This is a genomic window from Afipia sp. DC4300-2b1, from assembly GCF_049895725.1.
Taxonomy (GTDB): Bacteria; Pseudomonadota; Alphaproteobacteria; order Rhizobiales; family Xanthobacteraceae; genus Afipia; species Afipia broomeae.
In genome coordinates this window covers 1,012,960-1,027,661 of record NZ_JAFCSX010000001.1, presented here as the reverse complement: position 1 = coordinate 1,027,661, position 14,702 = coordinate 1,012,960, and the positions used below count along the sequence as shown (strand labels likewise).

Annotated in this window: 12 protein-coding genes; 9 read left to right on the top strand and 3 right to left on the bottom strand. The window is 62.2% G+C overall.

Going from position 1 to position 14,702, the window contains the following annotated elements; all coding sequences use genetic code 11:
- Positions 1-53: 53 nt before the first annotated feature.
- From ACP7AL_RS05050 to ACP7AL_RS05015, 8 genes are all read left to right on the top strand, one after another.
- Positions 54-809 carry an SDR family oxidoreductase gene (locus ACP7AL_RS05050; RefSeq protein ID WP_006023457.1) on the top strand — a complete coding sequence of 252 codons (756 nt, stop codon included), beginning with the start codon at positions 54-56 and terminating at the stop codon, positions 807-809.
- Between the two features lie 266 nt (positions 810-1,075).
- Positions 1,076-1,660: a fasciclin domain-containing protein gene (locus ACP7AL_RS05045; protein ID WP_024921149.1), complete on the top strand. Its 585-nt coding sequence runs from the start codon at positions 1,076-1,078 to the stop codon at positions 1,658-1,660.
- Positions 1,661-1,988: 328 nt separating this feature from the next.
- Positions 1,989-2,552: a fasciclin domain-containing protein gene (locus ACP7AL_RS05040; protein ID WP_024921150.1), complete on the top strand. Its 564-nt coding sequence runs from the start codon at positions 1,989-1,991 to the stop codon at positions 2,550-2,552.
- Between the two features lie 154 nt (positions 2,553-2,706).
- Positions 2,707-2,961 (top strand): hypothetical protein, encoded by a 255-nt coding sequence (locus ACP7AL_RS05035; RefSeq protein WP_006023460.1) that lies wholly within the window; start codon positions 2,707-2,709, stop codon positions 2,959-2,961.
- 138 nt (positions 2,962-3,099) lie between these two features.
- A complete protein-coding gene (locus tag ACP7AL_RS05030; RefSeq protein ID WP_425989497.1) occupies positions 3,100-3,735 on the top strand; it encodes a cytochrome b/b6 domain-containing protein in 636 nt (211 codons plus the stop codon).
- A 61-nt stretch (positions 3,736-3,796) separates the two neighbouring features.
- Positions 3,797-4,582, top strand: a complete 786-nt coding sequence (locus ACP7AL_RS05025; RefSeq protein ID WP_425989495.1) for a molybdopterin-dependent oxidoreductase — start codon at positions 3,797-3,799, stop codon at positions 4,580-4,582.
- A gap of 348 nt (positions 4,583-4,930) precedes the next feature.
- A complete protein-coding gene (locus tag ACP7AL_RS05020; RefSeq protein WP_425989493.1) occupies positions 4,931-6,139 on the top strand; it encodes an efflux RND transporter periplasmic adaptor subunit in 1,209 nt (402 codons plus the stop codon).
- Positions 6,140-6,300: 161 nt separating this feature from the next.
- Positions 6,301-9,489 (top strand): multidrug efflux RND transporter permease subunit, encoded by a 3,189-nt coding sequence (locus ACP7AL_RS05015; RefSeq protein ID WP_425989491.1) that lies wholly within the window; start codon positions 6,301-6,303, stop codon positions 9,487-9,489.
- A 117-nt stretch (positions 9,490-9,606) separates the two neighbouring features.
- Here the strand turns inward: ACP7AL_RS05015 and ACP7AL_RS05010 are convergent, their stop codons facing one another.
- Positions 9,607-10,788 carry a YbfB/YjiJ family MFS transporter gene (locus tag ACP7AL_RS05010; RefSeq protein ID WP_425989489.1) on the bottom strand — a complete coding sequence of 394 codons (1,182 nt, stop codon included), beginning with the start codon at positions 10,786-10,788 and terminating at the stop codon, positions 9,607-9,609.
- A gap of 150 nt (positions 10,789-10,938) precedes the next feature.
- Here ACP7AL_RS05010 and leuB point away from each other — a divergent pair, with 150 nt between their 5' ends.
- On the top strand, positions 10,939-12,051 hold the full coding sequence (gene leuB, locus ACP7AL_RS05005; RefSeq protein WP_425989487.1) for a 3-isopropylmalate dehydrogenase: 1,113 nt from the start codon (positions 10,939-10,941) through the stop codon (positions 12,049-12,051).
- A 96-nt stretch (positions 12,052-12,147) separates the two neighbouring features.
- Here leuB and ACP7AL_RS05000 read toward each other — a convergent pair whose 3' ends face one another.
- The gene (locus ACP7AL_RS05000) at positions 12,148-14,022 is read right to left on the bottom strand and encodes a caspase family protein (protein ID WP_425989485.1); all 1,875 of its coding nucleotides are present in this window, start codon (positions 14,020-14,022) and stop codon (positions 12,148-12,150) included.
- Positions 14,023-14,267: 245 nt separating this feature from the next.
- Positions 14,268-14,645, bottom strand: coding sequence for a hypothetical protein (locus ACP7AL_RS04995; RefSeq protein ID WP_006023468.1), 378 nt, complete (start codon positions 14,643-14,645; stop codon positions 14,268-14,270).
- Positions 14,646-14,702 lie beyond the last annotated feature (57 nt).

Genomic DNA, 14,702 nt, shown 5'->3' with positions numbered 1-14,702 from the left:
TTCCGGTTTTGAGTACACCAAAACCACAACGCGCAGCAACGGAGACAACCGGCATGAGCAATAACAAGAAACGTGTGGCCTGGATCACGGGAGGCGGAAGCGGCATCGGTCTTGCCGGTGCACAGGAACTCGCCAAGGAGGGATGGACAGTCGTGATCTCGGGGCGCCGCAAGGATGTGCTCGACGAGGCTGTCGCAAGCATCGCCAAATCCGGCGGCAAGATCGAGGCGATCGTGCTGGATGTCTCAAGCGCCGCGGACGCCGAGAAGGTGGCGAAGGAGATCGTCGCCAAACATGGCCGGATCGATCTTCTGGTCAACAGCGCCGGCGTCAACGTGCCGAAGCGGAGCTGGGACGACATCACCACCGAAGGCTGGGACAAGCTGGTCGATATCAACCTCAGCGGCGTGATGTACTGCATGCGTGCGGTGCTGCCGGCGATGCGTGCGCAGAAGGATGGCGTCATCATCAACGTCGCCTCATGGGCGGGCCGTCATGTCTCGAAGATGACCGGACCGGCCTACACCACCACCAAGCACGCGGTGCTGGCGCTGACCCATTCGTTCAACATGGACGAATTCAAGAACGGCCTGCGCGCCTGCTGTCTCTCGCCCGGCGAGGTCGCAACGCCGATCCTGAAGCTGCGGCCGGTACCGCCGTCGGCCGAGGACATGGCGAAGATGCTTCAGCCGGAAGATCTCGGCCGCACCATCGCGTTCGTCGCCAGCATGCCCGCGCACGTCTGTATCAACGAGATCCTGATCTCGCCGACGCACAACCGCAGCTTTGTGACACCGACGATGTTGTAAGAGATGCGGCAAAACGTCGGGGCGACGGGTTCATTCCCGCGTCGTCCCGGCGAACGCCGGGACCCATAAACACTGTATTCGCAATTGAACGCCCCACGTACCCCATCGGGAAAAGTTTCAAATTCCCGAAAATTTATTTCCTGAAACGCCTCGTCCCGGCTTCCGTAGCTCGGATAACGGCGGCGCGGTCGATCCTCCATAAGCCTGCGCTGCCGCCATGCCCGGCGGATGTCTGCCGGGATTTCCAATTCACCGGGAGTCCAAACATGTCCAAGCGTATTGCTCTGTTGTCCGCCGCCGCCATCGGCGCGCTGACTTTGACCGCCGTTGTGACTGCGCCAGTCCAGGCGCAGGACAAGATGATGAAGAGCGAAATGTCCGGCGAGAAGACCGTGATGGTCGGCGGCGCGCCGATGTATCCATCGAAGAACATCGTCGAGAACGCCGTGAATTCGAAGGATCACACCACGCTCGTCGCCGCCGTGAAGGCCGCGGGTCTTGTCGATACGCTGTCGAGCAAGGGCCCGTTCACCGTGTTCGCTCCGACCAACGCCGCGTTCGGCAAGCTGCCGGCCGGCACCGTCGACACGCTGGTGAAGCCTGAGAACAAGGCGACCCTGACCAAGATCCTCACCTATCACGTCGTGCCGGGCAAGCTGAACGCCGCCGATCTCAAGGACGGCCAGAAGCTGAAGACCGTGGAAGGTGAAGAACTGACCGTGAAGGCTTCCGGCGGCAAGGTCTCGCTGACCGATGCCAAGGGCGGCACCTCGACCGTGACCATCGCCGACGTCAACCAGTCGAACGGCGTGATTCACGTTATCGACACCGTGCTGATGCCGAAGTCTTAATCGCAGTCGTCATCGAACTCATAACAGACGTTCTCACCGACGTCGCAGTCGATCGCATTTGTCTGTCCCAAGAAACGCGATCGGAAGCGCGACGGGCGAGCCGGAGAAATCCGGCTCGCTTTTTTTGCGCGCGTTGCTCTGCGGTGGTTTGTCGCGCGTCACATCGCAACTTCGTGAAGTCTGAGACGTGCACTGCTGAAACCAAACAACCCACGGCCCGTAAATCGCACACGACGGCGATACGGTCTTTTCCTCTGAAGAGATGACGGTCCGTCGGAAATTTCACGCCCGGCCCAGTTGCCGGTTTCACCATCAACGGAGACGATTCATGTCCAACACCTTATCGCGTTCTGCATTGATGTCGGCGGCCGTGTTCGGCGCGCTGATGATGACGGCGACTTTTGTCGCGCCGGTTCAGGCCAAGGAAAAGACCGTCATGGTCGGCGGCGCTGCGATGTATCCGTCCAAGAACATCGTTCAGAATGCGGTGAACTCGAAGGATCACACCACGCTGGTTGCCGCCGTGAAGGCCGCGGGCCTCGTGGATACACTCTCTGGCCCCGGACCGTTCACGGTGTTCGCGCCGACCAACGCGGCGTTCGCCAAGCTGCCGAAGGGTACCGTTGAAACGCTCGTGAAGCCTGAGAACAAGGCGACGCTCACGAAGATCCTCACCTATCACGTCGTGCCGGGCAAGCTTGCGGCTGCCGATCTCACCGACGGAAAGAAGCTGACTACGGTGGAGGGCGAGCAGCTCACGGTGCGCAATGTCGGTGGCAAGGTGTCCATCGTCGATGCCAAGGGCGGAACTTCGCGTGTGACGATCTCCAACGTCAACCAGTCGAACGGCGTGATCCACGTCGTGAATTCGGTGCTGATGCCGGCGTCGTAAGGCCAAAGGCCCGCTTCTGCGCCTCTCCCCGCGTGCGGGGAGAGGCGTCTGCCCCGATTTGACAGCTTATTCCGCGGCATAGCCCTTTCGGGCTATGGAACGGGTCCGATCGGCATCGCGTTGATCTTATGGTCACTTCGACGCGAAGCCGCAGATGGGCGAACAGCTGGAGGTTCTCGGTGAGATCCTCGCGCGATTGAACCGGGACAAGGAAAGATTCGAGAAGCTTCTTGAGAATCCGGTTGATGCTCACTCGGACGAGTGCGTCCGCCAGGCTCTGGCCGGCACCGAACTGCTGATCGCAGACGTGCAAGTGCAAATTTACAAGCTATCGGCCGGTGACCGCGAAGCTGTGCCCGGCAGCGAAACGGACAGCGAGCCGGACACCTGGTTCCGTATCATCGAATAGCCGGGCCGCGCGGGCCTGCCTCGCGGTTTTGTGAACGGCCATCGTGGTGTTCGTCGCTGCGAATTTTGCGATGCGGGGCGTAACACGGTCTAGAATGCGCCGTATGGTGTTTGTGACATCGTGAAACCGGAAACGCTCATGTCCAGCATCGCCACCACAGATCGTCCGGCCGAACAGGCCGTGAGGTCGAAAACCATTCAGCCCGCCTGGGTACGGATCGTCCACTGGATCAACGCGGTGGCGATGGTCCTGATGATCATGTCCGGCTGGCAGATCTACAATGCGTCGCCGCTGTTCAGCTTTCTGAGCTTCTCGCATTCGATCACGCTGGGCGGCTGGCTCGGCGGCGCGCTACAATGGCATTTCGCCGCGATGTGGCTGTTGATGGTCAACGGCTTTGTCTATCTCACCCTCGGCCTTGTCACCGGACGCTTCCGCAGGAAGCTGCTGCCGATCACGGTCGATGGCGTTGTCGGCGACACCAGGGCTGCGCTGACCGGCAAGCTGTCCCACGCCGATCTCACCACCTACAATTACGTGCAGAAGCTGCTCTATGCCGGCATCATCGTGGTCGGCATCGTCATCGTGCTGTCGGGATTGGCGATCTGGAAGCCGGTGCAACTGCAATGGCTCACCGCGTTGTTCGGCGGCTACGACGTGGCGCGTTATGTCCACTTCTTCTGCATGGCGGCGATTGTCGGATTCCTTGTGGTCCACGTCGCGCTGGCGCTTTTGGTGCCGAAGAGCCTGCGCGCGATGATTATCGGTAAGTAGGCATGACCCCGAAAAGTGGGCACCGGTTTTCGGATCAGGTCATGCCCAAAGGAGAACTATCATGGGCCGCATGCGCAAACTTCTGATCCCCGGTGTCGACAAGCAGTTGCTGGTCAGGGACGCGGCAAAGCTGATGCCCGATCTCACCCGCCGCCGCTTCATTTCGGGCGGCGCCAGCCTCGGCGCGCTGACGCTGCTGACCGGCTGCGACGTCACCGACAGCTTCTCGGCTGAATCGATGCTGACGCAGATCTCGAAATTCAACGACGCGGTTCAGGCGAAGCTGTTCAATCCGAACACGCTGGCGCCGACATTTCCCGAGAGCGCGATCACGCGGCCGTTCCCGTTCAATGCCTATTACGCGCTCGACGATGCGCCCACCATCGATGGCAAGGACTGGAAGCTGGAAGTGCGCGGCCTTGTCGAGAACAAGAAGCCGTGGACGCTCGATGAGCTTTACCAACTGCCGCAGGAAAAGCAGATCACGCGGCACATCTGCGTGGAAGGCTGGAGCGCGATCGGAAGCTGGACCGGCGTGCGGCTCAGTCACTTCCTGCAGCTGATCGGCGCCGACACCAGGGCGAAGTACTGCTGGTTCCAGTGCGCGGATTCCGACGGTTACAACTCGCCGCTGGATATGGCGACCGCGCTGCATCCGCAGACCCAGATGACCTTCAAGTTCGGCGACGAAATCCTGCCGCGCGCCTACGGCTACCCGATGAAAATCCGGGTGCCGACCAAGCTCGGGTTCAAGAACCCGAAATACGTGGTCTCGATGGAAGTCACCAACGATTACAAGGGCGGTTACTGGGAAGACCAGGGCTACAACTCGTTCAGCGGCAGCTAGGCGGGCCAATTTCCCTCCACGTATCAACCACCTATGCGAAAAACGCGTGCTTGAACCGCCTTTGCCGCCAAAGCAGGCATTTGCTTTACCCGCGTACTTCTGCCTCAAAAGCAGTCAGGCTCTCACACGCCGCTGACGTAATCGTGAGCAGTCTTAACGGCTGTTAACCTCTTTAAAAACAGTGACTTATGAATGCCGCGACATCCGGTCACCCCGCCGGGATGTTGCGATGCACACCGGCACGATTCATGCTGAGGACAATCAGCAAGGATCGTGCATCGGGTCGCTTTTCAGCGGTTGGTCCCGGTCGTTCTGGTTTCCGGTTATGCGAAATAAGAAGGATACGATATGCCCCCGCGTCCCAACGCGATGACTTCAATGGCCCTCCTTTTTGGGGCTGCGGTTCTCCTCTCCGGCTGTAACGACCAGAGCGTCGCCTCCGCGCAGCCTCCCGAGCCCCCCGAAGTTAGCGTTGTCACCGTCAAGGCATCGTCGCAGGCGATCATCCGCGAGCTTCCGGGCCGCATCGCGCCGCTGCGGGTCGCGGACGTGCGCCCCCGCGTGTCCGGCATCATCCTCTCCCGCACCTTCGAGCAGGGCCGCGAGGTCAAGGCCGGCGAGCCGCTCTACCAGATCGATCCGAAGCCGTTTGAAGTCGAATTGCAGGCGGCGGAAGCCGCGCTGGCCAAGGCCGAGGCGGCGCTGTTGCAGGCCAGCCAGCATGCCATCCGCATCGAAACCCTGACCAAGAGCAACGCCGCCTCGCAGGCCGCCAATGAAGTCGCGGTCGCCAATCTGGCGCAGGCCAAGGCGGATCTCGCCGCGCGCAACGCCGACCTGTCGCGTGCGCGTCTCAATCTCGACTACGCCACCATCAAGGCGCCGATCAACGGCATCATCGGCGCGGCGCTGCTGAGCGAAGGCGTGCTCGTGGTGCAGAACGAGGCTCATGCGCTGGCGACGATTCAGCAGATCGATTCCGTCTACGCCGACTTCACCCAGTCGGTGAACGAACTCAACAAGCTGCGCCGCGACTTCGACCGCGGCGATCTCGATGCGGTGTCGCCGGATGCCGCCAAGGTGCGCCTCGTGCTCGACGACGGCTCGATCTATCCGCTCGACGGCAAGCTGCTGTTCTCCGACGCCAAGGTCGATGCCGGCACCGGACAGGTGACCCTGCGCGGCGAATTCAAGAATCCGAAGCGCGAACTCCTGCCCGGCATGTTCGTCCGCGTTCAGATCGAGCAGGGCCGCGACCCCGATGCCATCGTGGTGCCGCCGCAGGCGGTCCAGCGCAATTCATCCGGCGCCAGCGAAGTGTTTCTGGTCAAGGACGACAGCCGCATTGTCGCCCAGCCGGTCCGCACCGGTGGCATTGTTGACGGCCAGTGGCTGATTACCGAAGGCCTCAAGCCCGGCCAGCGTGTCGTGGTCGAAGGCTTCCAGAAGTTCGCGGTCGGCGATGCCGTCAAGGCCAGCGACTGGCGCGTCTCCGGTGAAACCGGCCGCCAGCTCGACAAGTCGGCCAGCGTATCCGACCCATCGCAGGCGCGATGAGATTGCACTGACAAAAATCCGTCATGCCCGGGACATAGGCGAGCGGGAGCGACGCCGTTCTTCAAACGGCTATGCCCGGCCATGACGAAGTGTAAGTTCATGATGTGCGCGGGCAACTGAAAAGCTGGCGCAGTTTATTCCAGATTCGAGAGAAACGAACCATGCCCGCCTTTTTTATCGACCGCCCGATTTTCGCTTGGGTGGTGGCGCTGTTCATTTGTCTGATCGGACTGATCTCGATTCCGTTCCTGGCGATCGCGCAGTATCCGATCATCGCGCCGCCTTCGATTTCGATCTCGACCAGCTATCCCGGCTCGTCGCCCGAAGAGCTCTACAACTCGACCACGCGGCTGATCGAGGAAGAGCTGAACGGCGCGTCCGGCATTCTCAACTTCGAATCCACCAGTGACTCCCTCGGCCAGGTGGAAATCATCGCCAACTTCGTGCCGGGCACGGATTCCAACCTCGCCTCGGTGGAAGTGCAGAACCGCATCAAGCGCGTCGAGGCGCGCCTGCCGCGCGCGGTGATCCAGCAGGGCATCCTTGTCGAGGAAGCCTCCAGCGCGGTGCTGCAGATCATCACGCTGAAATCCACCGACGGCAGCCTGGATGAGGTCGGTCTCGGCGACTTCATGATCCGCAACGTGCTCGGGGAAATCCGCCGCATTCCCGGCGTCGGCCGCGCCACGCTGTATTCGACCGAACGCTCGCTGCGCATCTGGATCGATCCGGTCAAGCTGATCGGCTACAACCTCACCGCCGACGACGTGACCAAGGCTATCACCGCGCAGAATGCGCAGGTGGCATCCGGCAGCGTCGGCGCGGAGCCGAGCAGGAAAGATCAGGCGATCTCCGCGCTTGTTCTGGTGAAGGGCCAGCTCAACTCCGCCGACGAGTTCGGCGCCATCGTGCTGAAGGCCAATCCGGACGGCTCGACCGTGCGCCTGCGCGATGTTGCGCGCATCGAGATCGGCGGCATGGGCTATCAGTTCACCACCCGGCAGGATGGCAAGGCCATTGCCGGCCTCTCGGTGCTGCTCGCGCCGACCGGCAACGCGCTGGCAACGGCGAGCGCGGTGCAGGCGAAGATGGATGAACTGTCGAAGTTCTTCCCGTCCAACATCACCTACGATATTCCCTACAACATCACCCCGGTGGTGAAGGCGTCGATCTCCAAGGTGGTGCAGACGCTGATCGAGGCCGTGATCCTCGTCTTCATCGTGATGTTCCTGTTTCTCCAGAATTTCCGCTACACGCTGATCCCGACCATCGTCGTCCCGATCGCGCTGCTCGGTACCTGTACCGCGCTCTACATGTTCGGATACTCCATCAACATGCTGACCATGTTCGGCATGGTGCTGGCGATCGGCATTCTGGTCGACGACGCCATCGTCGTGGTCGAGAACGTCGAGCGCATCATGTCGGAGGAAGGACTGTCGCCGAAGGAGGCGACGCGCAAGGCGATGTCGCAGATCACCAGCGCCATCATCGGCATCACGCTGGTGCTGATCGCGGTGTTCGTGCCGATGGCGTTCTTCCCCGGGTCGGTCGGCATCATCTATCGCCAGTTCTCGGTGACCATCGTGGCGGCGATCTCGTTCTCTGCGCTGATGGCGCTGTCGCTGACGCCCGCCTTGTGTGCGACGCTGCTCAAGCCGGTGAAGGCGGGGCATGGCCATGCCAAGACCGGCGTGTTCGGCTGGTTCAACAAGCGGCTCGACGGCGCGCGGGACGGCTACGGCCGCGTGGTCGGCTGGTCGATCCAGCGCACCGGACGGCTGCTGATTCTGTACGCGGTGCTGCTCGGCGCTCTCGTGTTCGGTTTCTCGCGTCTGCCTGGCGGCTTTTTGCCGGTGGACGATCAGGGCTTCATCACCGTGGACGTGCAGACGCCGTCGGACTCGTCGTTCAACCGCACGCAGGCCGCGGTCGAAAAGGTCGAGCAGTATCTGGCGAAGCGCTCCGGCATCGAGGACGTCACCTTCCTCACCGGCTTCAGCTTCCTGGGCCAAGGCCAGAACACGGCGCAGGCGTTCGTGACGCTGAAGGACTGGTCGGAGCGCGGGCCGAACGATTCCGCCGCCGCCATTGTGGCCGACATCAACAATTCGATGAAGTCGATCCGTGACGCGAAGGTCTCGGCGCTGCAGCCGCCGCCGATCGACAACCTCGGCAACTCGTCCGGCTTCTCGTTCCGTCTGCAGGATCGCGGGCAGAAGGGTTATGCCGCGCTGATGCAGGCGAAGGAGCAGTTGCTCGCCGCTGCGAAGCAGAGCCCGGTTCTGCAGAATGTCTATGCCGAAGGCCTGCCGGAAGCGCCGCAGGTCCAGCTTCTGATCGACCGCGAACAGGCGGCGGCGCAGGGCGTCACCTTCGCCGACATCAACAGCACGATATCGACCAATCTCGGTTCGGCCTATGTCAACGACTTTCCGAACCGCGGGCGCATGCAGCGCGTCATCGTGCAGGCCGACAGCGTCGGCCGCATGAATGCGCAGGACATTTTGAAGTACAACGTCAAGAACAGCCGCGGCGATCTGGTGCCGCTGTCATCGTTCGCGACGATTAAATGGACGGTCGGCCCGACCCAGATCGTCGGCTTCAATTACTATCCGTCGGTGCGTATCTCCGGCGAGGCCAAGCCCGGCTACACCTCGGGCGATGCGATTGCGGAGATGGAGCGGCTCACCGCGAAGCTGCCGCGTGGCTTCGGCTTCGAGTGGACTGGGCAGTCGTTGCAGGAGAAGCTGTCGGGCTCGCAGGCGCCGTTCCTGCTCGCGCTATCGGCCCTGATCGTGTTCCTGTGTCTGGCCGCGCTCTATGAGAGCTGGACCATTCCGCTCGCGGTTCTGATGACGGTGCCGCTCGGCATTCTCGGCGCGGTGGTGGCGGCGATGTCGCGCAGCCTGTCGAACGACGTCTACTTCACGGTGGCGCTGATCACGATCATCGGCCTCGCCGCAAAGGACGCGATTCTGATCATCGAGTTCGCCAAGGATCTGCGCGCGAAAGGCACGCCGCTGATGCAGGCGACCATGGAAGCGTGTCATCTGCGATTCCGTCCCATTCTGATGACCGGTCTCGCGTTCGTCTGCGGCGTGCTGCCGATGGTGATCGCATCCGGCGCAGGCGCCAAGAGCCAGCAGGCGCTCGGCACCACGGTGATGGGCGGCATGATCGCGGTCGTGGTGCTGGCGCTGCTGATGGTGCCGGTGTTCTTCGTCGCGGTGACGAAGTTCTTCTCGAAGACCGAACGCAACGGTGAAGTCACGCCTGAGAAGGGATCGAAGCTGGAGCGGCTGCTCGGGATGTTCCGGCGCAGTCGTTCGGCGCAGACCCCGGCTGGATGAGCGCTCGCAACTAACAGTGTCGTTCCGGGTCGCGAGCAGCGCGAGCGAGCCCGGAATCCATCTTCGTTATATGTGGATTCCGGATCGGCTCGCTTTGCGAGCCGTCCGGAATGACGGTTACATCGCCTTCACCGGCCGTTGGAATGCGCAGAGGATCGCGCCGAGCGCCAGTGCGGCGGTGGAAACGCGTAGCGCGTAGGACAGGCCCATCACGTCGGTGATCGCGCCGGTGACGAACGGGCCGAGCGTCTGGCCGAGGCCGAAGGTGATGGTCATGATGCCGATCACTTTGGCCCATGCTTCCGGCGGATAGTTCAGCCGCGTGAACACGGTGGTGGCGGCCACCACGGGAAAGAACGACAGGCCGAACACGAATGCCGACGCCATCAGCAGCGGCGGCGACGTGCCCAGCTGCGCGATGAATGTCCCGAGACAGGTGACCGCGATCATGATCGCTATGGTCGTGCCGCTGTTGCCGCGCGCCATCACGCCGCGCCACAGCCACGATCCTGCGAACGACATCAATCCGATCAGGCACCAGAACGCACTCTGCGCCGCCGCTCCGCCGCCGCCATCGCGGACATAGGCGATCATGAACGTCATGTAGGCGATATAGCCCGCGCCGAACAGAAAATAGCCGGCGAGATAAACCGCGATCGGGCGCAGTGACACCGGTGACGATGCGGCCGATGTTTCGCTGGCCACGACGTCGATCGGATTGAGCATCAGCGGGATCATCATCAGGGCCGAGATGATGGTCAGCGCCGCCCACACGATCCACCACGAGCCGGGACCGAAATACGCGAGAAGAAACGGCGCGGCGAGGCCCGACACGATCAGGCCGGTGCCGGGGCCGGTGTAGAACAGGTTCAGCAGCAGCGCGGATTTCATCGGCCGCGATTGCGCGATGGTCGCCGCCAGCGTCCCGCCGCCGACAAAGGTCGTTGCTGCGCCGAGACCCGACAGCAGGCGTCCGAAGCCGAACACCAGCGCATTGCCCGACAGCGCACAGATTCCGAGCGAGACGACGCAGGCCAGCGCACCGATCCAGACCGAGCGGAACACCCCGACGCGACGGATGAAGGCCGCTGCGTCCAGCGCGCCGGCGAGATAGCCGATGGCGTTGATCGTGTTCATGAAGCCGGCGGTTGAATACGACCAGCCGAGCGAGTCGCGCATGTCGGGCAGCACCAGCGTGTAGCCGAAGCGGCCGATCCCGAGCCCGATGGCCGGCGCCAGCGCGAGGATCAGGATCATGCGCATCGGGCGCGCGAAAGGTGCTGGGTCGGGCGATCTCATGGAAGCTCAGCTCCGGCGGGAGCGGTACATGTGGCAGTTTCCGCCCGGCTTGGCCAATGAGATCAGGGCAATGGTGTCTTGCCAATTCTGCAATGGCGTTTTAGCAAGTCGGCGCAAGGCGCAGACATCAACATTCAAGGCAACTCGATCATGGCATCGCACAAACTCCTCCTTCTCCCCGGCGACGGGATCGGCACCGAAGTGATGGCGGAGGTGAAGCGCATCATCGACTGGCTGAACAAGCGCGGGTCCTGCTCGTTCGAGACCGAAAGCGGTCTGGTCGGCGGATCGAGCTTTGATGCCGACAAGGTCGCGATCACCGATGCGACCATGGCGCGTGCGCAGGCCGCGGACGCCGTGATCTTCGGCGCGGTCGGCGGACCGAAGTGGGCCGACGTTCCTTATGACGCGCGTCCGGAAGCCGGCCTGCTGCGTCTGCGCAAGGACATGGCGCTATTCGCCAACCTGCGCCCGGCGATCTGCTATCCGGCGCTTGCCGAATCCTCCAGCCTCAAGAAGGAGGTTGTCGAAGGCCTCGACATCATGATCGTGCGCGAACTGACCGGCGGCGTGTACTTCGGCGAGCCGAAGACCATCACCGATCTCGGCAACGGCCAGAAGCGCGCCGTCGATACCCAGGTCTACGACACGTATGAAATCGAGCGCATCGCGCGTGTCGCCTTCGACCTCGCGCGCAAGCGCCGCAACAAGATGACGTCGATGGAAAAGCACAACGTCATGAAGAGCGGTGTGCTCTGGAAGGAAGTCGTGACGCAGGTGCATGCGCGCGAATACAAGGACGTCGAGCTTGAGCATCAGTTGGCTGACGCCGGCGGCATGCAGCTCGTGCGCTGGCCCAAGCAGTTCGACGTGATCGTCACCGACAACCTGTTCGGCGACATGCTTTCCGATATCGCCGCGATGCTGACCGGCTCGCTCGGAATGCTGCCGTCGGCCTCACTCGGCGAAGTCGATCCGAAAACCAAAAAGCGCAAGGCGCTGTACGAGCCGGTGCATGGTTCGGCGCCGGACATCGCCGGCAAGGGCATGGCCAATCCGATTGCGATGATCGCGTCGTTCGTGATGGCGCTGCGCTACTCGTTCGATCTGCAGAACGAAGCCGACATGATCGACGCGGCGATTGCCGCGACCCTCGCCAAGGGTCTGCGCACCGCGGACCTCAAGTCGGACGGCGCGACGATCGTTTCCACCTCGCAGATGGGCGAGGCGATTGTGAAGGAACTGGACGCGCTGACGAAGTAAGTCAGAGCGGCCGGTGCTGCCTAGGCAGGCGTGACTGCAGCGTTGGGAACTCTGCGGGCCGATTGGTCGCAAGTTTCCGGATCGTGGTTTGCGCTCTTAGCGTCCGCCGCTCGCGATGCATGCCTCAAACGCTGCATATTGGGTCTGCATTGACATTGCTGATGCGGATCCATTGATGATCGGTGGCATTCTTGCGCTGCAACGAGCATAGAGCGCCTCCCGGTTCAGCGCAGGTTTCTGCGCCGTTTTTTCCGGCTTTTCTCCGCGTACCGGTTCATCACGTTTCGCCACAGGTTCCGGTTTCTTCTTCACCTCGATCTTTTCGCAGGTGTTGTCGTCGCCGACCTCATAGCCGGCGCGGCAGGTGATCTTGCTGCACTTGTCGCCGTCGGCCTTGTAGCCCCATTCGCAGACCAGAGGACAGACGCGGCCCTGCTTCGCTTTCACCGCGTCGAGTGCATCGGCGTTGGCGAGTTTGATGTCGAATTTCGTCTTGGCGTTCTTGTTGAACAGGTCGAGCGATTTTTGCGCCGCTGCGGTCCAGTTGCCGTCGGTTGCGCCAGCGTAGCACCCGGCGCGCTTCAGTTCGATCTGCAATTGCTTTGGAACGTCGGCGACAATCACCGGCGCATCCGGCTTCGGTGCGGATTGATCTGGCGTCAGCGCGGCGACAGGTCCGATCGGCTTGTCGTCGCTGGCTTTCTGTTCGGTGGTCTTCCGTTCAGCGGCTTTCTTTTCAGCGGCAAGGCGCGCAGCGTCGGCCACCCTGGCATCTTCGGCAGCTTTTTTATCGGCGGCGGCACGCGCCCGTTCCTCTGCCTTTGCAAGCGCCGCAGCCTTGGCCTTCTCCGCTTCGGCCAGTTTGGCTTCCTCTGCCTTCTTCGCGAGTTCAGCCGCGACGCGCTGCTGCTCGGCCTTGCGGGCAAGTTCTGCGGCCTTGTCCTGTTCGGCTTTCTTCGCGCCTTCTATCGCAAGGCGTGTTTGTTCTTCCTGCGCGGTCTTGGCCTTCTCGGTCGCGGCGAGGCGTGCTTCCTCGGCGGCGAGCTTGTTGCGCTGGGCCTGCGCCAGTTTGGCGTAGAAACTGTCCGGGTAGGTCGCGATGAAGTAGTCCCATGCCTCGCGCGTGCCGACCCGCTCTGCAAGCTCGTAATCGCGGCGCAGGGATGAGTTAGGATCCATTTGCTGCGCCGACACAGGTGGCGCCGCAGCTACGGCAGGCACGAGCGAAACATCATTGCCGCCGAGCGAGCCATAGACAAACGGCTCCTGCTTGTTGTTCGTCACTTTCAGCACATCGTCGCGCACGAAGCCGAATGCCTTGCGCAGGTCGAGCCCCGGTTTGACGAGATGTTTCACCAGGGCGGTTGCAAACGGACTGTTCTTGCCTTCGCCGTCGGAAGCGGTCGAACCGGCCTTCGCGGCGAACGCGATCAGTGTGTTCGGATTGGCCGGCTCCACTTTCGCAAGTCCGCGGTTGACCGCGCGCGAGCCGATGGTGCGCTTCATCGTCTTGTTGAACGGGTTGTCGCGGCAGGCATCGAGAATGACGAGGCGAAGGTGCTTTGCCGGATCGGCCGCGACGATGAAACGGTCGAGCGGAAACGCTTCGTCGAGAACATCCGTATCGATTTCGAGTTTCGCATCGACGGGGATCAGATAGTTCGTGCCCTCAAGCTCGATGCCATGGCCCGCATAGTAGATCACCGCCACATCCGCATCGCGGACCTTGTTGCCGAACTCGCGTAGCGTGCGCTTCATTTCGATGCCCGACAGATTCGATTTCGCATCGACGGTGTCGAAACCGGCTTTCGTCAGGATGGCCGCGATGGCGGCGGCGTCGTTGGAGGGATTCGTGAGCGGCGCGACGTTCTGATAGTCGGAATTGCCGATCACCAGTGCGACGCGCTTCTCGGCAAGCGCCGGTGTCAGCGCGGCTGTCAGGAAAGTCCATACGAGAAGCAAGCGTCGCATGCGCAAGGCGGCCTCGAAAATCAAAGTCCGGCAAACGTTAAAATATGCCGGAACTCTAGACCGGGGTCTGGCGGACGCAAAGTGCAAAAGCGCATCCGCGGGGGGCGGTTCTCCCGATTGGCCGCAAAACGCCCTGCCACAGTCCCGCCCTTTCGGACGAGGTTCGTCACCACTTTGCCTTATGCAAATCCGCATAAAAATGCCCGGCTCAGGCCGGGCATTTTGGTTGGGCAAGGTACCGGAAATCAGTAGAGCGGGAACGGGAACGGTGTGCCGGTGTCCCACTGGTCGCCGAGCGGGCGGCGGCTGGTGTAGAGCCGGTCGATCTGCTGGCCGTAGGAGTAGCCGGGCGGGAAGGCGTAGTCGGTGAACTTGCGCTCGCCGGGCACCACCTCGGTACCGGCATCCAGCCACGAGCGGCGCGTCACGTAAACGCGGGTCCGGCCGCGCTGATAGACGCGGTTCTCCGCTCTGCGCGGTGCGCCGTCATAGGTCGGGTCTTCCACCACGACGCGCTTCCGGGTCTGGGCATCGGCGGCACTAACGCCGAGTCCGGCGGTCGCGATCGCGGCCGTGGCCAGCAAAATCGCCAGTGTTTTGGCGCCCGGGTACTTCAAAGCCATTGAATCCTCGTCACATTCCCAATTGCGTCGCACCATACCCGTTTCCATTGCTCCCCC